This is a genomic window from Nocardioides luteus (assembly GCF_014648595.1).
Classification (GTDB): domain Bacteria; phylum Actinomycetota; class Actinomycetes; order Propionibacteriales; family Nocardioidaceae; genus Nocardioides; species Nocardioides luteus.
Map to the genome: position 1 here is coordinate 128,548 of NZ_BMRK01000014.1, position 21,172 is coordinate 149,719.

Genomic DNA, 21,172 nt, shown 5'->3' on the forward strand with positions numbered 1-21,172 from the left:
ACGATCTACGACGCTAACGGTCGAAAACGCATAGAAATATGTGCCGTGTCATCTATTTCCGCAGGTCAGGAATGAGATTTATCCAACATTTCCGCCACAACCTCCGGAACGATCGTTACAGTGACTGCTGTCACAGAGAGTCAGAGCCACCAGATCCCCCCATCGTGGTGGGTTTCTGTCTCAGTAAGGAGATCCCCCCATGAGCGTCTCTGCTATCCCCACCCTGGCTAGTCAGCACGACCATGAAGGTGCCCCGAGGACGACCTCTTCGGCAACCCCGTCTGCGACGAAGGCTCTCCAGATCCTGGAGGCATTTCTCGGAGCCGGCCCCAAGCTCGGTGTCAGCGAGATCGCTCGCACCGCGGGGCTGCCCAAGTCCACCGCCTTCCGCCTCCTGCGCCACCTCGAGCAGAGCGGATACGTCGAGCGCACCGGCCGCCACTACGTGCTCGGCCGCCGGCTCTTCGAGCTCGGCAACGCGGTGCAGATCTGTCGTCCGCAGGGCATCCGGGAGACCGCGATGCCCCACCTCGCCGAGCTCTACGTGGCGACCGGCAAGACCGTCCACCTGGCCATCCTCGAGGGCACCGACATCGTCATCCTCGAGAAGATCGCCGGCCGCGGCGGCATCCAGACCGACACGTACGTCGGCGGGCGAGCACCCGCAGCCTGCTCCGCGCTCGGCAAGGCGATCCTCTCCTTCAGCGACCGCAACCACATCGCGGCCGTGCTCGAGTCCGGCCTGGTCCGGCGCACCCGTCACTCGCACGGCGACCCGGCGAAGTTCCTCTCCGAGCTCCGCCGCGCCAACAGCGAGCGCATCGCCTTCGACCGGGAGGAGGCTCAGCTCGGCATCGTCTGCGCCGCCGTACCGATCATGATGGAGGGCCGCGCGATCGCCGCCGTCTCCGTCTCCGGGAGCGCGGCCGGGTTCAACGCCGCCAGCATCACCCGCCACCTGCGCCGTGCCGCCGCCGCTATCTCCGACGAGGTCGTCTCCAGCGCCGCCTGACCCCGAGAAGTCGAAATCTGACGCCGAGGCGTCGAATTTCGACGTCGAGGCGTCACTTCTCCTGACCTCTCGGCGTCGATAACTGACGTCTCGGCGTCGATTTCTGCCGTCTCGGCGGGGGTGTCAGTAGGTGAGCACGTGGGCGCCGGCTACCGGGGCAGGGGCGGTCCAGACGCGGTCGTACGACTTCGCCTGCAGGGCGCCGGCGACCTCGCGGGCGTGGGGGGCGTCGCGGCAGAGCATGAGGACGGTGGGCCCGGAGCCGGAGAGCTGGACGGCCAAGGCGCCGGCCTCCTCGCCGTCGGCGAAGGTCTGCGCCAGGTCGGGACGCAGCGCCAGCGCGGGGGTCTGCAGATCGTTGTCGAGGGCGGCGGCGAGGAGCTCCGGGTCGCCCTTCTCCAGCGCGATCAGGAGACGCTCGGGCACCTCCGGGTCGGCGACGTCGGCCCCCGCGTGCTCATCGAAGGCACGGTAGACCGCAGGCGTCGAGAGACCCTGCTCGTTGCCGACCACGACCCACCACCAGTCGCCGTTGTCGGTGAGCGGCTCGACGAGCTCGCCCCGGCCGCCGCCGACGGCGGTCGCGCCGATGAGCGCGAAGGGTACGTCGGACCCGAGCTGCCCCGCCAGGCTCAGCAGCTCCTCGTCGGGGGTCTCCAGCGACCAGAGCCGGTCGAGGGCGACGAGGGTGGCGGCCGCGTCGGCAGAGCCTCCTGCGAGCCCGCCGGCGACCGGGATGCCCTTGTGGATCGCGATCTTCGCCGCCCGGTCGATCCCGTGGTGGGCGGCGAGGAGCTTGCCGGCGCGGATCACGATGTTGTCGTCGCCGCTCGGAATCTCCCCCAGCGCGATGTGGTCCTCCGCGGTGAGCTCGACATCCCAGGCGTCGCTCTCGCCGGCCGTGACGTCGTCATAGAGACCGATCGCCTGGTAGACGGTCGCCAGCGGGTGATAGCCGTCCTCCCGGACCGGTCCAACGCCGAGGTGCAGGTTGAACTTCGCGGCGGCACGGACGGTGATCGTCATGACGGGACCCTCTGGAGCGATTCGGTGATGCGTACGAAGTCGGTGATCGTCAGGGACTCGCCGCGAGCCAGCGGGTCGATGCCGGCGGCGACCAGGGCCTTCTCGGCCGCCTCGGCCGAACCGGCCAGCGGCTTGAGGACCCCGCGCAGCCCCTTGCGGCGCTGGGCGAAGGCGGCGTCGACGACCGCGAAGACCTCCTCGCGGGAGACCTCCGTCGACGGCGGCTCGCGGTGCTTCCAGTAGACGAGGCCGGAGTCGACGTTGGGAGCCGGCCAGAAGACGTTGCGGCCGATCGCGCCGGCGCGGCGCACCTCGGCGTACCAGGCGGCCTTGACCGACGGGACGCCGTAGACCTTGGAGCCGGGCTTGGCCGCGAGCCGGTCGGCGACCTCGGCCTGCACCATCACCAGGCCGTGGCGCAGCGACGGCAGCAGGGACAGCAGGTGCAGGAGCACCGGCACCGAGACGTTGTAGGGCAGGTTCGCGACCAGGGCCGTCGGCGGCGGGGCGGGCACGGAGTCGACCCGCAGGGCGTCGGCGCGGAGCAGGCTGAAGGCGTCGGCCTGGTCGGGGGCGTACTCCTCGATCGTGCGCGGCAGCCGCTCGGCGAGCACCTCGTCGATCTCGATGGCGGTCACCCGCGCGCCGGTCTCGAGGATGGCCAGGGTGAGCGAGCCGAGGCCGGGGCCGACCTCCACGACGACGTCGGAGGAGTCGACGCCGGACTCGCGGACGATCCGGCGCACGGTGTTGGCGTCGATCACGAAGTTCTGCCCCCGCTGCTTGGTGGGGCGCAGATCGAGCTCAGACGCGAGCGACCGCACCTCCGCCGGGCCCAACAGGCGCGGCGGGGTGCGGTCGGTCATGGGTACAGACTATGGCCCGAAGGCCGAAACAGCCCTACTGCGGCAGGCCGAGGCTCTGCGAGCAGGCAGGCCAGGAGCCGTAGCCACCGCGGTCGTCACGGACCTTCTCCGCGATCGAGATCTGGGTCTCGCGACTGTTCTCGTGCGGGAGACCCGAGCCGCCGTACGCGTGCCAGGTCTGCGCGTCGAACTGGAGACCACCGTAGTAGCCGTTGCCGGTGTTGATGGCCCAGTTGCCGCCGGACTCGCACTGCGCGATCTGATCCCAGACAGAGCTGCCGCCGGCGAAGTTGGCCGCCGGGGCCTCTTCCTTGGTGCCGACCTTGATGATGCGCGTCTCGGGCTTGTCGAGGACGTTCTGCTTCAGGACCTTCTTGGAGACCGCCTCGCCGTTCTTGTAGACGATCCGGTAGGTCACCGAACGGACGCCGTCGGCGCCCTCCTCGACGACCTCGGTCTCGCCCTTCGGAAGCGAGTCGTCCTCGCGCTTCTCCACGGGCGCCTCGATGGTCTCGCGGGCGACCTTCTCGTTCTTCGCGGAGAAGTCGGTGAAGACGATCTTCTGGCCGGACTTCAGGGCCTTGTCGGCCGCCGGGGTGACCTTGTCACGACGCTCGAGATCCACCTTGAGGTCCTCGAGCGCGTCACCGACGGTCAGCGCGGTGACGCTGACCTTCTTGGCCTTCTTGCCGGCGAGCTCTACCTCGATGGTCTTCGGCGTGACGACGTCGAGCGACATCCCGTCACGACCGATGTACGCACCGCGGCTGGTCGAGAGCTCGGCGCGGTCGAAGTCGCGACCGATCTCGGCGAGCGCGCCGCCGACGGTCGTCGCGGTGACCCAGTGATCCTGAGCCTTGCCGTCGACGTCGAGGCTGAGCTGACGGGCGTAGCGGACGCTGATCGCGCTGCCGTCCTCGACCTTGGTGTCGACCGACGGAGCCACGGCGTCACGGTCACCGACCTTGATGCCCTCGGCCTCGAGAACCTCGCCGACGGTGTCGGCGTGGACGCTGACGTCCTTGGCCTTCCCGTCGACCGAGACGATGACGTCGGTCTGCGCGGTGTTCACGGCGTATGCCGCGCCCCCTGCGGCAACTACTGCTGCGGCGAGGCCGCCGACCAGGACGGCTTTACGGCGGCGAGTTGAAGCGATGTTGCGGTACCACGAATTGGTGCTGCTGACGGGCACGATGCTCCGATGTTCGATCCCCCCGGGCACGGGCGCGCGGTGCTGCGCAATCTGTCGATCGACGCGCTGAGGCCCACCCCCAAACACCGCCCGGATCTGTCCCGATCCCGGCTATTCGTCCTCCAGCGGAACAAAACGCGTCGGTTAAATGCAAGTTCGCCACTCGATCCGTACGCAATTACAAGCGTGCAATCTCGGCCTCAAAACAGCGCCAGATCGAGCTGTCAATCCCTGTCGCAGCGAATCACACATGTGCGATTCACCATGGCAAAATCGCAGGTCAAGCCGGTTGATCACGGTGCATGTCGTAATCCCGCCACGAAATATCGCGGTCTATGGCCAATAGGCGACAAATCCTTTACAGGTAACTGGGTTGCTTGGTGTTGTACTCCACAGCCATCTGTGTCGTGATGGCCCGTCGTGCCGGTCATTTCTCGGGGAAGGCAGATGTGCGCGATGTCACCAGACTCCGGAGGAACGATGAACAGACGCCTAACCAGCGTTCTCGCCGCGGTCGCGGTCGCCGGCGTGACGCCGGTCGCCCTGACCCACTCGTCGGCGAACGCAGCGGAGGAGACGGGCACGCCCGCCGCCGCTGCGGTCAAGCAGAAGGTCGATGACAAGCCCGACGCTCTCAACACCAAGCGTCGCGAGCTGAAGACCAACGCCGCCAATGCTGTCGCCACCGGCGAGAAGCAGACCGTCACCAAGAACGGCAGCAAGGTCGTCAAGATGGGCAAGGGCAAGAACGCCCGCTGGGTGGAGCACGAGCCCACCGAGAAGTCCCAGCTGCTGAGCTTCCTGGTCGAGTTCGGCGAGGGCGGCAACCCGGCCTTCCCCGACAACACCTCGGGCCCGCTCCACAACGAGATCGCCCCGCCCGCCGAGGACGACAACTCCACCTACTGGGAGGAGGACTTCTCGCGCGACCACTACATGGACATGTTCTTCGACCAGACGAAGGGCAAGGAGTCCTTCCACAACGCCTACAAGGAGATGTCGAGCGGCCGCTTCGACCTCCAGGGTGACGTCAGCGACTGGATCACGCTCCCGCACGCGGAGTCCTACTACCAGAGCGCGGACGGCGACGAGACCGCCACCTCGATGAAGAACTACATCCAGGACACCGCCAACGCCTGGTACGAGTCGCAGAAGGCCTCCGGCAAGACCGACGCCGAGATCACGGAGTACCTGAAGGACTTCGACATCTGGGACCGCTACGACCTCGATGGCGACGGCAACTTCAACGAGCCCGACGGCTACATCGACCACTTCCAGGCGATCCACTCCGGCGAGGGCGAGGAGGCCGGCGCCGACCCGTGGACCATCTGGTCGCACCGCTGGGCCGCGAACGCCTCCGGCTCCGACGGTCCGGCCGACTTCCCGAAGGCCGGCGGCGTCAAGATCGGTAACACCGACATCTGGATCCGCGACTACACCACCGAGCCCGAGAACGGCGGCCTGGGCGTCTTCGCCCACGAGTTCGGCCACGACCTCGGTCTGCCGGACTTCTACGACACCGCCGGCGGCGAAAACGGCACCGGCTTCTGGACCCTGATGAGCTCCGGCTCCTGGCTGGGTCACGGTGACGGCACCATCGGCACCACCCCCAACCACATGGGTGCCCCGGAGAAGCTCTTCCTCGGCTGGCTCAACCACGACACCGTCGAGGCGGGCACGTCGAAGAAGCTGACCCTGGGTCCGAGCTACCACGACACCGGCGACAAGACCCCGCAGGCGCTCGTGGTCAACCTGCCTGACGGGGAGACCACCCACGACGTCGGTGAGGGCTCGTCCGGTACGACCTTCCTCTACTCGGGCAAGGGCGACGACCGCACCGCCACCGCGGTGAGCCCGGCGATCACCGTCCCCGACGGCGGCACTCTCTCGGCCAAGGTGAAGTACGACCTCGAGGCGGAGTACGACTTCACCTTCCTCGAGGCCTCGACCGACGGCGGCGCCACCTGGTCGTCCCCGCTGGCCACCAACCTCTCCTCGGCCGAGTACAACAACGGCATCCACGGCACCTCCGACAGCTCGTGCGACGTCAACTGCGCCGACCACGACCCGCAGGAGTACGTCGACCTGACCGCCGACCTCTCCGAGTACGCCGGCCAGGACGTGCAGCTCCGCTTCCGCACCGCGAACGACGGTGGCCTGCACTACTACGGCTTCGCCGTCGACGACCTGTCGGTCGGCTCGGCCTACAGCACGGACTTCTCGTCCTTCGACGACTGGACCGTCAAGGAGTACATGGGCATCACCGACGGGACCTACACCCAGACGTACCCGCGCTTCTACATCGCCGAGAACCGGCAGTACATGGGCTACGACAAGACCCTCGCCACGGGCCCGTACAGCTTCGACTACGCGGTCTCGGCGCCTGACAAGGTGGACCACTACGCCTATCAGGACGGTCTGCTGGTCTGGTACCAGAACGGTGCCTACACCGACAACAACACCTCGCAGCACCCCGGTGGTGGCCAGGCCCTCCCGATCGACTCGACCGCGAAGGCGAACCTGTGGTCGGACGGCAGCATCGCCCGGGGCCGGATGCAGGGCTACGACGCGACCTTCGACGTCGACCGTGCCGACGCTCTGCACCTCGAGGCCGAGGTCGCCGGTGGCGAGAACAACGTTCTCGACGTGCCGAAGCACCAGAGCGTGTCGACCTTCCACGACAGCTCCGAGACGGCCTACTGGGACCCGTCCAACCCGGCGCACTCCACCAAGACCGCCGGCAGCGGCGTGAAGATCAAGGTCCTCTCCTCGAACGAGAAGAAGGGCACGATGCAGATCAAGGTCTCCTGACCTGATCCACCATCGAGAAGGGCCCGAGACGATCGCCTCGGGCCCTTCGTCCGTCTCAGCGCCGGTGGGTCACCAGGTGCCACCGAAGGCGGTCTCGGTGTTGGTGTTGACAGCGCGGCACAGCGCCTCGAGATCGTCGCCGCGTACCTCCGCCATCACCCGCATCGTCGCCGGGATCATGTAGCTGGAGTTGTTCGCGCCGCGGTGCGGGTGCGGCGTCAGGAACGGCGCGTCGGTCTCGACCAGGATGCGGTCCTGGGGCGTGATCGCGAGCGCATCACGGAGGTACTGCGCGTTCTTGAACGTCACCGTGCCGGCGAAGGAGAGATACGCACCGCGGTCGAGGCACTGGCGGGCGAAGTCGGCGTCGCCGGAGAAGCAGTGCATCACCCAGCGCTCGGGCGGGCCGACGCTGTCGATCACCTCGAGCACCGCGTCGTGGGCGTCGCGGTCGTGGATCATCAGCGTCTTGTCCAACCGCTTGGCGATGTCGATGTGGCGCCGGAACGAGTACGCCTGGGTCTCTCGGCCGCTCTCGTCGGTGCGGAAGAAGTCCATCCCGGTCTCCCCCACCACGCGCACCTTGTCGTGCGCCCCGGCCAGCTTCTCGATCTCGTCGAGCGCTGCCTCGAGGTCGGGCTGGTTCGGCGCGTCGTTGGGGTGGAGCGCGACACCGGCGACCATGTTGTCGTACGTCTCGGCCGCCTCCACCGCCCAGCGCGCCCCCGGCAGGTCGCAACCGACCTGCACCACCCGGGTGACCCCCACCTCTGCCGCCCGGGCGAGCGCCTCCTCGACCGGGAGACCCTCCTCGCCCCGGACGATGTCCAGGTGGGTGTGGTTGTCGACGACAGGCGCAGGCAGCGGCTCGGGAAGCGGCGGAAAACTCACACGAGGAATCCTAGATCCCCCGAGAAGTCAGAAATCGGCGCCGAGGCGTCAGAGATCGACGTCGAGAGGTCAGTTGACTGACCTCTCGGCGTCGATTTTCGACGTCTCGGGGTCGATTTTCGACGGGTCGGGTCAGGGTTTGTGGACCAGGTCGTAGACCTGGCGTTTGGGTACGCCGGCCCGCTTGGCGGTCTCGGCGATGGCTTCCTTCTTCGTCATGCCGTCCTCCTGCAGGTCGGCGACGGCGGCACGCAGGCTGTCGGGGTCGTCGGCGATCTCGGCGGACGGGTCGGCGCCGGTGACGACGATGGTGACCTCTCCGCGCACCCCCTCGGCGGCCCAGTCGACGAGCTCGGCCAGGCCCCCGCGGCGTACCTCTTCGTGGGTCTTGGTGAGCTCACGGCAGACCGCGGCGGCGCGGTCGCCACCGAAGGCGTCGCGCATCGCCGCCAGGGCGGCCTCGGTGCGGTGGGGCGCCTCGAAGAAGACCATGGTGCGCTCCTCCTTCGCCAGCGAGGCGAGGCGGCGCGAGCGCTCGCCGGCCTTGCGCGGCAGGAAGCCCTCGAAGCAGAACCGGTCGACGGGGAGGCCGCTGACGGCCAGCGCCGTCAGCACGGCCGAGGGGCCGGGCACCGCCGTGACGCGTACGTCCTCCTCGACCGCCGCGGCGACGAGCCGGTAGCCGGGGTCGGAGACCGACGGCATGCCGGCGTCGGTCACCAGCAGCACCCGGTTGCCGTCGAGGAGGTCGGCGAGCAGCAACGGGGTCCGCGCGCTCTCGTTGCCCTCGAAGTAGGAGACGATGCGGCCCTTGATCTCGACGCCGAGATCGCGGGTCAGGCGGGAGAGGCGGCGGGTGTCCTCAGCTGCGATGACGTCCGCGGTGGCGAGCTCGGAGGCCAACCTGGGTGGGGCGTCCTCGACACGCCCGATCGGGGTCGCCGCAAGTACGAGCACGCCTTCGTCAGTAACCACCACTCGACGATTGTCGCAGGTTATAGGGTTCCCTCGTGACGACGACGGTGACCGAGGAGCCGGAGCCCCTGGAGGGCCTGGCCGGCACCCCCTCCGGTCACCCGCTCCCGACCGCGTGGGAGCGCGCCCAGCGGCGGATCAGCGGCTCGGCCGGTGCCGGCTGGCTCGCGTCGATCGGCATCACGCTGGTCGCCTTCCTCCTGCGGCTGTGGCACCTCGGCACGCCGAAGGTCTTCGCGTTCGACGAGACCTACTACGCCAAGGACGCCTGGTCGCTGCTGCAGTTCGGCTATGCGCGCAACTTCGTCGAGGGCGCCGACGACAACATCCTCGCCGGGCGTCTGACCGGGCAGTTCGCCGACGGCCCGTCGATGATCGTCCATCCCGACGTCGGCAAGTGGATCATCTCGCTCGGCATCAAGCTGTTCGGGATGGATCCGTTCGGCTGGCGGATCGCCTCGGTCGTGGTCGGCTCGCTGCTGGTGCTGCTCACGATCCGCTTCGTACGCCGCGTGTCCGGCTCCATGCTGCTCGGCCTCGTCGGCGGCATCCTGGTCACCTTCGACGGCCTGGCGTTCGTGCTGTCCCGGCTGGCGTTGCTCGACCTCTTCGTCGCCTTCTTCCTGCTGCTGGCGGTGCACCTGATGGTGATGGACCGCGACTGGTGCCGACGACGGTTCGCCACGCTCGCGCCCACCCAGCTCGCCGCGCCCGGCGCCTGGGGCCCGGTGCGCCGGATGCTCTTCCGTCCCTGGCTGCTCTTCTCGGGCGTCGTGTGGGGGCTGGCGATCGGCTGCAAGTGGGAGGCGCTCTACCCGCTGGCCGCCTTCGGTCTCCTCTATGTCGCCTGGTCGGCCGGGATGCGGCGCTCCTTCGGCGTACGCCTCTCCTGGCTGCGTGCCTGCGTGGCCGACGGGCCGACGGCCTTCGTCCACCTGGTCGGGGTCGCGGCCGCGGTCTACGTGATGACCTGGATCCCGTGGATGACCCACGCGGACGTCTACGAGGAGTCGCTCTCGGCGACGCAGTACACGCGCTACACCGGCGAGGGCCACTGCGAGGACAAGTCGTACGTCCCCGAGAACCTCAACGAGAAGCGCTGGCCGACCGCGACCGAGCCGGACGCCTCCGGGCTCGGCGAGGTGACCCAGTCGCTGCGGTCGCTGTGGTACTACCACCGCGACGTCTACACCTTCCACACCAACTTCCTCGAGTGCGCCGAGCACACCTACGGCTCACACCCTGTCGGCTGGCTCGTGCTGAACCGGCCCGTCGGGGTCGCCGCCGACACCGGGATCCTGTCGGGCGCGAAGTCGCGCGGCGAGATGTGCGAGGCGACGCCGACGACCGACCCAGACGGCGACGGCCCGAAGGAGGCCGGGACGTGTCTGCGGCAGGTGCTCCTCCTCGGCACCCCGGTGCTGTGGTGGGGAGCGTTCGTCGCGCTGATCGTCTCCGGGTTCATGTGGGTCGCGGCCCGCGACTGGCGGTTCGGCGTGGCCGTGGTCGGGGTGCTGTCGACGTGGCTGCCGTGGCTGCAGTACGCCGGGCGACCGATCTTCTCCTTCTACATGATCATCGCGCTGCCGTTCCTGGTGCTCGGGCTGTGCCTGTGTCTCGGCAAGATGCTGGACCGGCCACCTCCGGCGGCGGGCGGTCGGACGGCTGACCGGCGGAGGATCGCGGGTGCCGTCGCCGGTGGCATCTTCGTCGTCCTGGTGGTCTGCAACTTCGCCTGGTTCTGGCCGATCTACACCGACGAGCTGCTCACCCGGCAGGAATGGCTGACGAGGATCTGGTTCAAACGATGGATCTAGACGGGACGGACGGCGTGGACGAAGTGGTGCGGGGCCGTGTGCCGCGGCCGGGCGGGTTCGACGACGTCGTCGTCGCGATCTCCGGTGGGGTGGTCTCGGATGTGCGGGCCGCGCTCGCCGACGATCCTGAGCCGGCCGGCATCCTGCTCCCCGGGCTGGTGGACATCCACAACCACGGCGGCGGCGGGGCCTCCTTCCACTCGACCTCCGCCGAGGAGATCGCGGTCGCGGCCGGCGTGCACCACGCGGCCGGCACCACGACGCTGCTCGCCTCGACGGTGACCGATGCGCCCGAGCGGCTGCTCGAGGTCGTCGCCGCGCTGGCGACGGCGGCCGAGGACAGCCTGATCGCCGGGATCCACCTCGAGGGTCCCTTCCTGGAGCACTCCTGCCGAGGTGCACACGATCCCGACCTGCTGCTGGCGCCCGACGCCGGTCTCACCCGGGAGCTCGTCGCCGCCGCGCGCGGCCACCTGCGGGTGATGACGCTGGCCGCGGAGCTCCCGGGGGCTGTCGAGGTCGCCGAGGTGCTGGCCGAGGCCGGGGCTGTTGTCGCTCTCGGCCACACCGCCGCCACCGCTGCCCAGGCGCGCACCTTCCTCGACGGTCCCGGCAGCCTGGTGACCCATCTGTTCAACGGGATGCCGCCTGCCCACCATCGCGACCCCGGCCCCGTCCTCGGCTCCCTGGGAGCCGCCGGTGTCGGCTCGGCCTGTGTGGAGCTGATCGCCGACGGCGTACACCTCGCCGACGAGACGGTCCGCTCGGTCATGTCGATGGTGCCCGGGTCCGTCGTGCTCGTCACCGACGCGATGGCCGCCGCCGGGATGGCCGACGGCGACTACCAGCTCGGCCCGCTCTCCGTGGAGGTACGCTCCGGGGTCGCTCGCGTCGCCGACGGCACCGGCAGCGGACCGATCGCCGGTGGCACCTCCCGCCTTATCGACCAGGTGCGGCGCCACGCCGCCGCCGGGATCGACCTGGCCCTGCTGATGCGGGCCGCGAGCCTGCGTCCCGCCTCGGTCGTCGGCCTCGACGCGGGCCGTCTCGAGCCCGGTGTCCGCGCCGACCTGGTGGTCACCGACGAGTCGCTGCAGCCGACCCGGGTGATGCGCGGCGGCGAGTGGCTCACCGCCCACCCCGGGCTCGTATCCTGAGCACCATGTCCTCCACGAAGCCCGACGCCGCCACCCCACGCATCGCCGGGCTCGCGCCCAGGTGGGCGATCGTCGCCTTCGCCGTGGACGTCCTGTTCGTGCTCCTCTTCGCCTTCGCCGGCCGCCAGTCCCACGACTCCGGCCCGGCGCTCGTCGTGATCCGCATCGCCTGGCCGTTCCTGGCCGGGCTCGCCGTGGCCTGGGCCGTGACCATCTGGCGCCGCTGGCCCGCGATGCGCTCCTGGCCGGCCGGTGTGGTCGTCTGGCTCGGGACGTACGTCATCGGGATGGTGCTGCGCGGCCTCACCGGCGGCGGCCTCGCCCCGGCGTTCCTGGTCGTCTCGCTCCTCTTCCTCGGCCTCACCCTGATGGGCTGGCGCGGCTACGTCAGCGCCAAGATCCGCTACCGCTCCCGCCGCCTGGCCGATTAGGCCGAAGCGTCACTGCGGTCGGCCGAAGCGTCAGAGCGGTCGGCCGAAGCGTCACTGCGGTCGACCGAAGCGTCACCGCGGTCGGCCGAGTTGGCACCAGATGACGTGTCGCCCGACGTACGCGACGCCTCGACCTACGCACCTGACGTCTCGGCTGACGTACGCGACGCCTCGGCTCGACGGTGGCCGGCGGCAGGTTCGAAGCGTCACCCGCTTCGCCCGAAGCGTCACTGGGGTCGGTCGAAGCGGCACCAGGTGACGCCTCGGCCGACCTACCCGACGTCTCGGCCGTCGCAGGCGACGTCTCGGCTAGAGCGTGGCGGCAGCAGCGACAGGGTCGAAGCCGAAGGGGAGCTCGAGGCGGTGGGCGCGCATGAGGTCGGCGTTGGAGAGTACGTCGACGGTGCGGCCCTCCGCGGCCACGACGCCGCCGTCGAGGATGACCGAGCGCTCGCAGAGCTCGAGGGCGTATGGAAGGTCGTGGGTGACCATCAGGACGGTCACGTCGAGGTCGCGGAGGATGTCGGCGAGCTCCCGGCGCGAGGCCGGGTCGAGGTTGGAAGAGGGCTCGTCGAGCACCAGGATCTCCGGGTCCATCGCGAGCACGGTGGCTACGGCGACCCGGCGGCGCTGACCGAAGGAGAGGTGGTGGGGCGGGCGGTCGGCGAACTCCTCCATGCCGACCTTCGTCAGCGCCTCGGTGACCTTCGCGTCCAGCGCCTCGCCGCGCAGGCCGAGGTTGGCGGGGCCGAAGGCGACGTCCTCACGGACGGTGCCCATGAAGAGCTGGTCGTCGGGGTCCTGGAAGACGATGCCGACGCGGCGGCGGATCTCCTTGATGTTGGCCTTGGTGACCGGCAGCCCGGAGACCGCGACCGACCCGGCGCCCGCCAGATGGATGCCGTTGAGATGGAGCACCAGCGTGGTCTTGCCGGCGCCGTTGGGACCCAGCAGGGCGACGCGCTCGCCGCGGTGGACGTGCAGGTCGACGCCGAAGAGCGCCTGATGGCCGTCGGGGTAGGCGAAGGCGAGGCCGCGTACGTCGAGGACTGGAGTGGTCACCGGGGCATTCTCCCTGTGTAGCCGCGCGAGACCATGGCCAGGTGCACGCGCTCGCCGCGCTCGAAGGAGCGGATGAAGAGCGCGCCGACCGACCGGGCGAGCACCGGCCAGTGGAGCGGGTTGCGGGCGACGAAGCCGCGGGAGGCCCGCGCGACCGCCATCCGGCGCATCTCGTCGGTGACCACCTCGAGGTAGCGCACCATGAACGCCATGATCTGCACCAGCTGCTGAGGCAGCCGCAGCCGCTCCAGCCCGCGGACCAGCTCTTGCGGCGTGGTGGTCGCGGCGAGCAGCAGACCGGCGATGACGCCGATCGTGCCTTTCGCCAGCAGGCCCCAGGCCGAGAGCAGGCCCGACTCGCTCAGGCTCAGCCCGAGCACCTCGACCCGCGGGCCCTGCGCGATGAACGGCATCAGCACCGCGAACACCACGAACGGCACCTCGACCACCATCCGCTTCAGCACCCACCCCGGGCGCACCCGTCCCACCGCACCGACCGTCACCAGGACCGCCAAGAAGGCCGCGTACGCAGCGAACCACTCCCGCGGCGTCGCCACCACGACGAGCATGAACCCGACCAGGGCCAGCACCTTCAGGTGGGCGGGCACGGGCCTCATTCCTCGGTCGAGCCGGGACGACGGCGTACGACGAGGGCGAGACCGCCTGCGAGGACGAGCACCACGACGGTGCCGATCACGCCGGCCAGGCCGCCGGAGAGCCGCTCGTCGTCGACGCCCTTGGTGCCGTAGTCGGCCAGCGGGCCATCGGCGGCGCCGTGCTCGGAGGCGCTGTCGATGAAGCCGGTCTTCTCCGCGACGTACTCGAGGCCGTCGGGGTTGGCGGAGGCGTAGTAGGAGACGACCCCGGCCAGCAGCAGCGCGACCACGGCGATGCCGACGGCCACCCAGGTGAAGGGGACGCGCTTCTTGTCGGTCGTCTGCTCGGTCTGCTCGGTGGTGCTCACGCGGCCGCCTCCTTCGGCTTGATGACCAGGTCGCGCTCGGCGATCACGCTGCGGGCCGCGTAGACGAGGTCGGGACGTACGGCGAGGATCGCGCCGACCGCGAGGAACGTGATCGCGCCCTCGCCGAGACCGATGACCGTGTGCCAGCCGAGCATCGCAGTGGTCAGCGTGGCCAGCGAGATGTCGGCGGTGCCGCCGACGAAGTAGAGAGCGGTGAAGACGGCCGCCGCCGCGGGCACGGAGACGAAGGCGCCGACCGCCGCTGCGGGGGCGACCGTGCCCACCCGCTTCGGCAGGACCTTCATCAGCACCCGGGTGACGAACCAGCCGACGACCACCGTGGTCACGGCCATGAGCAGGATGTTGGTGCCGAGCGCGGTGATGCCGCCGTCGGCGAAGAGCAGCGACTGCACGATCAGCACGACCGAGACGCACAGCACCCCGGTCCACGGACCCACCAGGACCGCGGCCAGCGCGCCGCCCATCAGGTGTCCGCTCGTGCCGGCCCCGACGGGGAAGTTGAGCATCTGGGTCGCGAAGACGAATGCGGCGACGAGGCCGGCCAGCGGCGCGGTCTTGTCGTCGAGCTCACGACGGGCGCCGCGCAGCGCGACGCCGACCGCGACGACAGCGACAGCGCCGGTGGCGATCGACGTCGGAGCGTCGAGGAAGCCGTCGGGGACGTGCATGGTCACCTCAGGATCTGGTGGGGGTGGCTGTTAATGCGAAATTATCGCAATAGCAGAGCGGTGTCACACGACTTGGGGTCCTGCGAACAACCCCGCCACCTCGATCGAGACTTGTGACGTCCTAATTGTCGATAAATGAATACTTCAGAAGTCATGGCTTCCCGCGTACCGTCACCACCATGAGCGCCGCCAACGACATCGTCATCTGCGAGCCCCTCCGCACCCCCGTCGGCCGGTTCCTCGGCGCGCTGGCGCCACTGACCGCGACCGACCTCGCCACGACCGTGCTGCGCGAGCTGGTCGAGCGCACCGGCCTGCAGGAGGGTGACGTCGACGACGTGATCCTCGGCAACGGGTACGCGAGCGGCGAGAACCCGGCGATCGGCCGCATCGCCGCGCTCGACGCCGGCCTCGGCAACGGCGTGCCCGGCCTCCAGATCGACCGTCGCTGCGGCTCCGGCCTGCAGGCGATCCTGTACGCAGCCGGCTCGGTCGCCACCGGCGCCGCGAACCTCGTCGTGGCCGGTGGCGCGGAGTCGATGTCCAACGTCGAGCACTACGCGCTCGGGCTGCGCGGCGGGGTGAAGCAGGGTGGCATCGAGCTGCTCGACCGCCTCGACCGTGCCCGGGAGACTGCCGGCGGCAAGGACCACCCGATCCCCGGCGGCATGATCGAGACCGCTGAGAACCTGCGCCGCGACTACTCCATCTCCCGCGAGGAGCAGGACGAGCTCGCGCTGCGCTCCAACCAGCGTGCCGTGGCCGCCCACGAGGCCGGCAAGTTCGCCGACGAGCTGGTCCCGGTGACCGTCCCGGGCGGCCGCCGCAAGCCGGACGTCGTGGTCGACCGCGACGAGCACCCGCGGGCCGACATCTCGCTCGAGAAGCTCGGTTCTCTGCGTCCCATCCGGTTGAAGGTCGACGAGGAGTCGACGGTCACCGCGGGCAACGCGTCCGGTCAGAACGACGGCGCTGCGATGTGTGTCGTCACCACCCGCGCCGAGGCGGAGAAGCGCGGTCTGACTCCGCTGCTGGCGCTCAAGTCCTGGGCGGTCACCGGCTGCGAGCCCGAGCGGATGGGCATCGGTCCGGTGCTCTCCAGCCGCACCGCGCTCGACCGCGCCGGGCTCACCCTCGACGAGATCGACCTGATCGAGCTCAACGAGGCCTTCGCCGCCCAGGTCCTCGCGGTCCTGCGCGAGTGGAAGATCGACGCCACCGACGAGCGGCTCAACCCCAACGGCTCGGGCATCTCGCTCGGTCACCCGATCGGTGCCACCGGTGCCCGCATCCTCGCCACCGCAGCGCGTGAGGCGCAGCGTCGCGAGGCGCGGTACGTGCTGGAGACGATGTGCATCGGTGGCGGGCAGGGGCTCGCGGCCGTGTTCGAGTCGGTGAACTGACCGGGTCTCGACCAAGCTCGACGGTCTCGACAAGCTCGACCACCAAAGGAAGTAGAGAAGACATGGGTCTGGACAAGGTCGTCGGCTCGGCCGCAGAAGCGGTCGCCGACATCCACAACGGTGCGAGCCTGGCCGTGGGCGGCTTCGGGCTGGTGGGGATCCCGTGGTTCCTCATCGAGGCGCTGCGGGAGCAGGGTGCGGACGACCTGATGGTCGTCTCCAACAACTGCGGCGTCGACGGCGCCGGTCTCGGGCTGCTGCTCGACGACCACCGCATCTCCCGCGTGATCGCGAGCTACATCGGCGAGAACAAGGAGTTCGGGCGGCAGTACCTCGCCGGTGAGCTCACCCTCGAGCTCACCCCGCAGGGCACCCTCGCCGAGCGGATGCGTGCCGGCGGCAGCGGGATCGGCGCGTTCTACACCCCGACCGGCGTCGGCACGATGGTCTCCGACGGCGGTCTCCCCTACCGCTACCACCCCGACGGCACGATCGCCGAGGCCTCCGAGCCGAAGGAGGTCCGGGAGTTCCACGGTCGACAGATGGTGCTCGAGGAGAGCATCGTGACCGACTTCGCGCTGGTCCGCGCGACCCGCGTCGACCGCGCCGGCAACGCGCAGTTCAACGCCTCCACGCGCAACTTCAACGTGCCCGCCGCGATGGCCGGCCGGGTGACCGTCGTCGAGGCCGAGGAGGTCGTCGAGGTCGGTGAGATCGCACCCGATGACGTACATCTGCCCGGCATCTTCGTGCAGCGGATCGTGGCGCTGACGCCCGAGCAGGCGGCACGCAAGGACATCGAGAAGCGTACGACGCGTGGCGAGCGGCCGTCCGAGACCACTTCGAGCAAGGAGGCCTGAGTCATGGCTTGGGACCGCAACCAGATGGCCGCGCGTGCTGCGCAGGAGCTGCAGGACGGCGACTACGTCAACCTCGGCATCGGCCTGCCGACGCTGATCCCCGACTACATCCCGGAGAGCTCGACGGTCGTGCTGCACGCCGAGAACGGCGTCCTCGGCGTCGGCCCGTTCCCCTACGAGGACGAGGTCGACCCCGACCTGATCAACGCCGGCAAGCAGACCGTGACCGTGCTCGCCGGGGCCTCCTACTTCGACTCCGCCACCTCGTTCGCGATGATCCGCGGCGGCCACATCGACGTCGCCGTCCTCGGCGCCATGCAGGTCTCGACCAGCGGCGACATCGCCAACTGGATGGTGCCGGGCCAGATGGTCAAGGGCATGGGCGGCGCGATGGACCTCGTCTCCGGCGCGGGCCGGGTGATCGTGCTCATGGAGCACGTCACCAAGAAGGGCGCCCCCAAGCTGCTCGCCTCCTGCGACCTGCCGCTGACCGGCCGCGGGATCGTCAAGCGGGTCATCACCGATCTGGGCGTGCTCGATGTCGCGGGAGAGGCGTTCGAGCTCGTCGAGCTCGCGCCAGGAGTGACGTACGACGAGGTCCAGGCGGCCACCGGAGCGCCTGTCGTCGACCGCACCGAGGCCTCGTCGGCGATCGCTTAGTCTCGCTATGCAGAACCGGCGCCGGTTGGCGTAACTCCCGTTTGCACTTCTCGTTCTTGGTGTGACAACAACCACACACCTGGAGTGAGTCGTGAATATCGGCATCCTGTCGTTCCTGTTCCCGTTCCTGGCGCTGGTCGCAGGCTTCATGCCGACGACCGCTCCGGACGTGGGTTCGCTCGCCGGCGAGGCCGAGGGGTTGGCACGTACGCTGCCGTCGGCTCAGGCGGGCCGGACGGCCCAGCCCGACCAGTCGGCCCCGTCGGCTCAGACGCCTCAAGCGCCTCTGTCGCCGCGGGCCGAGGCACCCCAGGCGGCCCAGGCGCGGGCCGGCGCCTGGAAGCCTCGCCTCGCGACGTACGACGTGGTCGTGGAGAAGGACATCGAGATCACGATGTCCGACGGGGTGGTGCTGCGCGCCGACGTCCACCGTCCGGCGAAGGCCGACGGCACGCCTGCGCCGGGCCGGTTCCCGGTGATCCTGACGCAGAACCCCTACAACAAGAACGTCGCCGGCATCATCACCGCGGGCGGTGGCGACTACTTCGTCCAGCGCGGCTACGTCTTCGTCGAGACCGACGTACGCGGCACCGGTTCCTCCGCCGGCCAGTGGGACGCCTTCGGCGACCGCGAGCAGAAGGACGGCCTCGACGTGGCCAACTGGGCGACGTCGAAGGCGCGGCCGTGGAGCAACGGCGAGCTCGGCCTGTGGGGCCCGTCCTACATGGCGATCAACCAGTTCTTCACCGCCGCCCAGCACCCGCGCGGGCTGAAGGCGATGTTCCCGATCGTGCCCGCGGGCGACGTCTACCGCGACGTGGTCGCCTCCGGCGGTCAGATCGACGTCGGCTTCATCCCGCTGTGGTTCGGCGCGGTCACCGGCGCCGGCCTGATCCCGCCGGCGGTGAACTCGACCCGTCCGGACGCGAGCCTGACCACCCTGCTCCAGCACGTCGGCGGAGCGCTCGGCTTCCAGGTGCCGATGCTCGCCAGTGCGCTGCTCGCCAGCGACGTCGGCTACGACGGCCCGTTCTTCCAGAAGCGGTCGCCGCTCAGCGTGGTCGACGAGATCGACGTACCGACCTTCGTGACCGCCGGCCAGTACGACATCTTCCAGCGCGGCGCCCCGATGCTCTTCGACCGGATTCAGCGCAACGGCGTCGACACCAAGCTCCTCATCGGCCCGTGGACCCACACCGAGGCGTCGACCGGCGCCGGCCTCGAGGGCAGCGGGATCAACAGCATGAGCGAGATGGCGCTGCGGTGGTTCGACACCCACATCAAGGACATCCCCGACCCCGCTCTCGACAAGGACGTCGCCCCGGTGACCTACCACGAGATCGGCTCCGGGAAGTGGCGCACGATGAAGTCGTGGCTCGGCAGCGAGGTCACCGCGAAGTCGTACGACCTCGGCTCGACCCTGAAGCCGGTCCGCGGTGACACGATCCTGCCGCTGCCGGTGCAGGGGCTGTGCTCGCGCAGCACCGCGCAGTGGACCGCCGGCCTGGCAGCGATCCCTGGCTGCGAGACCGACAACCGGGTCAACGACGCGCTCGGTGTCTCCTACGAGACCGCTCCCGCCACCTCCGACCTCTCCTTCTCCGGGCCGATCAGCGCCGACCTCTCCGTCTCCACGACCGGCACCGACGGACTGATCTCGGTGTCGGTGGAGGACGTCGCCCCCGACGGTTCCGTCGACCGCATCACCGGCGGCTGGCAGACCCTGCGCCACCGCGCCGTCACCCCGTCGAAGTCGCGGAAGCTCAACGGCCAGGTCGTCCAGCCCTGGCACCCCTACACCGTCGAGGCCGAGCAGCCGGTCAAGCCCGGCACGGTCTACCGCGTGCCCGTCGAGGTCTTCCCGACCGGCGCGGTGATCGAGAAGGGCCACCGCCTCCGCGTCACCGTCCACTCCTACGACCTCCCCCACCTGCTGCCCAACGTCAAGCAGCTAGTCCGCGGCGTAGCCGGCGTGATGACAATCCACCACACGAAGGACAACCCCTCGACCGTGGTCCTCCCCGTCCGAAAGTAACGCCGAGACGTCGAATTCTGACGTCGAAGGGTCGATTTTCGACGTCGAGACGTCAGGATCTGACAGTTTCGTCCGGCACGCGCTCGGTGACCTTCGGGTCCCGGGCGCGTGCTGCGTCCACCAACAGGTACGCAGCGACGACCGCACCCACCGCCAGCGCGATCGCGGCCGCGAGGTACGCGGCGGCGTAGCCGACGTTGACGGCCAGGCCGGCGGCGACCAGGGTGCCGAGGAACCCTCCGACCTGCTGGGTGGTTGTGGTGAGACCCGAGCCGATGCCGGAATGCTCCGGGGCGAGCGCGCTCATCGCCAGCGCCGTCACCTGCGGCATCGCGAGGCCGAACCCGAGCCCCATCACGACCGCACCCGGGAGGACGTCGATCGGGTAGACGCCCGCGTCGGGGACCCGCACCAGGTAGAGCATGCCGGCGACGAAGACGGCCATGCCGACGAGCAGGACCCGCTCCGACCCGAACCGTTCGGCGACCGCAGCGCTGAAGCCGAGCGACGCGACCGCGATCACCGCGCTGACCGGGAGGAATCCCAGCCCCGTCATCAGCGCACCGAAGCCGAGAGTGTCCTGGAGGTAGAGCGTGGTGACGAACTGGAACGTGAACCCACCGAAGGTCAGCGTCAGCAGGATCAGGTTTCCGAGCGCGAACCGGCGCTGGGCGAACAGGCCGCGTGGCAGCAGGCCGCCCTGCACGCCGGTCCGCGGCGTACCTTCCACGGCGCGGAGCGCCGCGATCAGCGCGACGATCCCGAGCGGGACGTTGATCAGAAAGGCCCAGCGCCAGGACGCGACCTCGGTGAGTACGCCACCCAGCACCGTCCCCACCGAGGCACCGATCGAGCCCACGAAGGCCAGGACCGCGAAGGCGCGGAGCCGCTCACGAGACTCGGGGTAGAGCCCGGCGATCATGCCGAGGACCACGGCCGAGGCGACGCCACCGCCGACCCCTTGGGCGAACCGGGCGAGGACCAGCGAGATCGGGTCCCAGGCCAGGCCGCACCATGCGGAGGCGATCGTGAAGAGGGTCAGGCCAGTGAGGAAGACCGGGCGGGTGCCGAGCGCGTCGCCGGCCCGACCGGCCGGGAGCAGGACGAGCGCGAAGGCGAGGAGGAAGCCGTTCACGACCCAGGACAGCGAGGTGCCGCTGAAGCCCAGGTCGTCGCGGATCGCAGGAAGGGCCACGGTCACGACCGTGCCGTCGAGGATCACCATCAGCTGTGTGGCTGCAAGGGTCGCGAGCGCGACTGTCTTGGTCGTCATAGATACGACCATAAGAGATTGTTTGTTATGAAACAATCTATTTCGAGA

19 protein-coding genes are annotated in these 21,172 nt (G+C 69.5%); 9 read left to right on the top strand and 10 right to left on the bottom strand.

What is annotated here, in order from left to right:
• The first annotated feature begins 199 nt into the window (after positions 1–199).
• Positions 200–1,012 carry an IclR family transcriptional regulator gene (locus tag IEY81_RS17340; protein ID WP_189119741.1) on the top strand — a complete coding sequence of 271 codons (813 nt, stop codon included), beginning with the start codon at positions 200–202 and terminating at the stop codon, positions 1,010–1,012.
• Between the two features lie 123 nt (positions 1,013–1,135).
• Here IEY81_RS17340 and IEY81_RS17345 read toward each other — a convergent pair whose 3' ends face one another.
• Genes IEY81_RS17345 through IEY81_RS24280 form a run of 3 tightly spaced genes read right to left on the bottom strand, consistent with a single transcriptional unit; the run spans position 1,136 to position 3,976 of the window.
• Complete coding sequence (locus tag IEY81_RS17345) at positions 1,136–2,038, bottom strand: 4-(cytidine 5'-diphospho)-2-C-methyl-D-erythritol kinase (protein ID WP_189119742.1); 903 nt, start codon at positions 2,036–2,038, stop codon at positions 1,136–1,138.
• The gene (gene rsmA, locus IEY81_RS17350; protein WP_189119743.1) at positions 2,035–2,904 is read right to left on the bottom strand and encodes a 16S rRNA (adenine(1518)-N(6)/adenine(1519)-N(6))-dimethyltransferase RsmA; all 870 of its coding nucleotides are present in this window, start codon (positions 2,902–2,904) and stop codon (positions 2,035–2,037) included. Before rsmA ends, IEY81_RS17345 begins: the two co-directional genes overlap by 4 nt.
• A gap of 34 nt (positions 2,905–2,938) precedes the next feature.
• On the bottom strand, positions 2,939–3,976 hold the full coding sequence (locus IEY81_RS24280; protein ID WP_271188426.1) for a resuscitation-promoting factor: 1,038 nt from the start codon (positions 3,974–3,976) through the stop codon (positions 2,939–2,941).
• Positions 3,977–4,576: 600 nt separating this feature from the next.
• Here IEY81_RS24280 and IEY81_RS17360 point away from each other — a divergent pair.
• A complete protein-coding gene (locus IEY81_RS17360) occupies positions 4,577–6,907 on the top strand; it encodes an immune inhibitor A domain-containing protein (RefSeq protein WP_189119745.1) in 2,331 nt (776 codons plus the stop codon).
• A gap of 69 nt (positions 6,908–6,976) precedes the next feature.
• On the opposite strand, the gene IEY81_RS17365 is transcribed toward IEY81_RS17360, so the two are convergent.
• Both IEY81_RS17365 and rsmI read right to left on the bottom strand, forming a co-directional pair.
• Positions 6,977–7,798 carry a TatD family hydrolase gene (locus IEY81_RS17365; protein ID WP_189119746.1) on the bottom strand — a complete coding sequence of 274 codons (822 nt, stop codon included), beginning with the start codon at positions 7,796–7,798 and terminating at the stop codon, positions 6,977–6,979.
• 132 nt (positions 7,799–7,930) lie between these two features.
• Positions 7,931–8,776 carry a 16S rRNA (cytidine(1402)-2'-O)-methyltransferase gene (gene rsmI, locus IEY81_RS17370; RefSeq protein ID WP_189119747.1) on the bottom strand — a complete coding sequence of 282 codons (846 nt, stop codon included), beginning with the start codon at positions 8,774–8,776 and terminating at the stop codon, positions 7,931–7,933.
• A 32-nt stretch (positions 8,777–8,808) separates the two neighbouring features.
• Between rsmI and IEY81_RS17375 the strand changes: the two genes are divergently transcribed.
• From IEY81_RS17375 to IEY81_RS17385, 3 genes are read left to right on the top strand one after another with little or no spacing between them, the layout of a single operon-like run.
• On the top strand, positions 8,809–10,590 hold the full coding sequence (locus IEY81_RS17375) for a dolichyl-phosphate-mannose--protein mannosyltransferase (RefSeq protein WP_189119748.1): 1,782 nt from the start codon (positions 8,809–8,811) through the stop codon (positions 10,588–10,590).
• Between the two features lie 14 nt (positions 10,591–10,604).
• Positions 10,605–11,747, top strand: a complete 1,143-nt coding sequence (locus tag IEY81_RS17380; protein WP_229787945.1) for an N-acetylglucosamine-6-phosphate deacetylase — start codon at positions 10,605–10,607, stop codon at positions 11,745–11,747.
• 5 nt (positions 11,748–11,752) lie between these two features.
• Positions 11,753–12,178: a DUF3054 domain-containing protein gene (locus tag IEY81_RS17385; protein ID WP_189119750.1), complete on the top strand. Its 426-nt coding sequence runs from the start codon at positions 11,753–11,755 to the stop codon at positions 12,176–12,178.
• Positions 12,179–12,487: 309 nt separating this feature from the next.
• Here the strand turns inward: IEY81_RS17385 and IEY81_RS17390 are convergent, their stop codons facing one another.
• The 4 genes from IEY81_RS17390 to IEY81_RS17405 are packed head-to-tail and all read right to left on the bottom strand — an operon-like array spanning position 12,488 to position 14,893.
• Positions 12,488–13,240 (bottom strand): energy-coupling factor ABC transporter ATP-binding protein, encoded by a 753-nt coding sequence (locus IEY81_RS17390; RefSeq protein WP_189119751.1) that lies wholly within the window; start codon positions 13,238–13,240, stop codon positions 12,488–12,490.
• On the bottom strand, positions 13,237–13,857 hold the full coding sequence (cbiQ, locus tag IEY81_RS17395) for a cobalt ECF transporter T component CbiQ (protein ID WP_310282954.1): 621 nt from the start codon (positions 13,855–13,857) through the stop codon (positions 13,237–13,239). The genes IEY81_RS17390 and cbiQ overlap by 4 nt, the downstream gene beginning before the upstream one ends.
• Positions 13,854–14,204: a PDGLE domain-containing protein gene (locus IEY81_RS17400; protein WP_189119753.1), complete on the bottom strand. Its 351-nt coding sequence runs from the start codon at positions 14,202–14,204 to the stop codon at positions 13,854–13,856. The genes cbiQ and IEY81_RS17400 overlap by 4 nt, the downstream gene beginning before the upstream one ends.
• Positions 14,201–14,893, bottom strand: a complete 693-nt coding sequence (locus IEY81_RS17405; protein ID WP_189119777.1) for an energy-coupling factor ABC transporter permease — start codon at positions 14,891–14,893, stop codon at positions 14,201–14,203. The genes IEY81_RS17400 and IEY81_RS17405 overlap by 4 nt, the downstream gene beginning before the upstream one ends.
• Before the next feature lie 179 nt (positions 14,894–15,072).
• Here IEY81_RS17405 and IEY81_RS17410 point away from each other — a divergent pair, with 179 nt between their 5' ends.
• From IEY81_RS17410 to IEY81_RS17425, 4 genes are all read left to right on the top strand, one after another.
• Positions 15,073–16,296 (top strand): acetyl-CoA C-acetyltransferase, encoded by a 1,224-nt coding sequence (locus tag IEY81_RS17410; protein WP_189119754.1) that lies wholly within the window; start codon positions 15,073–15,075, stop codon positions 16,294–16,296.
• Between the two features lie 62 nt (positions 16,297–16,358).
• A complete protein-coding gene (locus IEY81_RS17415; RefSeq protein WP_189119755.1) occupies positions 16,359–17,156 on the top strand; it encodes a CoA transferase subunit A in 798 nt (265 codons plus the stop codon).
• A gap of 3 nt (positions 17,157–17,159) precedes the next feature.
• Positions 17,160–17,816, top strand: a complete 657-nt coding sequence (locus IEY81_RS17420; protein ID WP_189119756.1) for a CoA transferase subunit B — start codon at positions 17,160–17,162, stop codon at positions 17,814–17,816.
• Positions 17,817–17,907: 91 nt separating this feature from the next.
• Positions 17,908–19,851, top strand: coding sequence for a CocE/NonD family hydrolase (locus IEY81_RS17425; protein ID WP_189119757.1), 1,944 nt, complete (start codon positions 17,908–17,910; stop codon positions 19,849–19,851).
• A gap of 52 nt (positions 19,852–19,903) precedes the next feature.
• Here IEY81_RS17425 and IEY81_RS17430 read toward each other — a convergent pair whose 3' ends face one another.
• Positions 19,904–21,124 (bottom strand): MFS transporter, encoded by a 1,221-nt coding sequence (locus tag IEY81_RS17430; RefSeq protein ID WP_189119758.1) that lies wholly within the window; start codon positions 21,122–21,124, stop codon positions 19,904–19,906.
• Between the last annotated feature and the right edge of the window lie 48 nt (positions 21,125–21,172).

What these genes read in the sequence shown, in the direction of transcription:
- IEY81_RS17340 (WP_189119741.1), top strand. Translation starts at nt 200, where the DNA reads ATGAGCGTCTCTGCTATCCCCACCCTGGCTAGTCAGCACGACCATGAA.
- IEY81_RS17430 (WP_189119758.1), bottom strand. Translation starts at nt 21,124, where the DNA reads ATGACGACCAAGACAGTCGCGCTCGCGACCCTTGCAGCCACACAGCTG.
- IEY81_RS17405 (WP_189119777.1), bottom strand. Translation starts at nt 14,893, where the DNA reads ATGCACGTCCCCGACGGCTTCCTCGACGCTCCGACGTCGATCGCCACC.
- IEY81_RS17360 (WP_189119745.1), top strand. Translation starts at nt 4,577, where the DNA reads ATGAACAGACGCCTAACCAGCGTTCTCGCCGCGGTCGCGGTCGCCGGC.
- IEY81_RS17385 (WP_189119750.1), top strand. Translation starts at nt 11,753, where the DNA reads ATGTCCTCCACGAAGCCCGACGCCGCCACCCCACGCATCGCCGGGCTC.
- IEY81_RS17420 (WP_189119756.1), top strand. Translation starts at nt 17,160, where the DNA reads ATGGCTTGGGACCGCAACCAGATGGCCGCGCGTGCTGCGCAGGAGCTG.
- rsmA (WP_189119743.1), bottom strand. Translation starts at nt 2,904, where the DNA reads ATGACCGACCGCACCCCGCCGCGCCTGTTGGGCCCGGCGGAGGTGCGG.
- IEY81_RS17410 (WP_189119754.1), top strand. Translation starts at nt 15,073, where the DNA reads ATGAGCGCCGCCAACGACATCGTCATCTGCGAGCCCCTCCGCACCCCC.
- IEY81_RS17345 (WP_189119742.1), bottom strand. Translation starts at nt 2,038, where the DNA reads ATGACGATCACCGTCCGTGCCGCCGCGAAGTTCAACCTGCACCTCGGC.
- IEY81_RS17415 (WP_189119755.1), top strand. Translation starts at nt 16,359, where the DNA reads ATGGGTCTGGACAAGGTCGTCGGCTCGGCCGCAGAAGCGGTCGCCGAC.
- cbiQ (WP_310282954.1), bottom strand. Translation starts at nt 13,857, where the DNA reads ATGAGGCCCGTGCCCGCCCACCTGAAGGTGCTGGCCCTGGTCGGGTTC.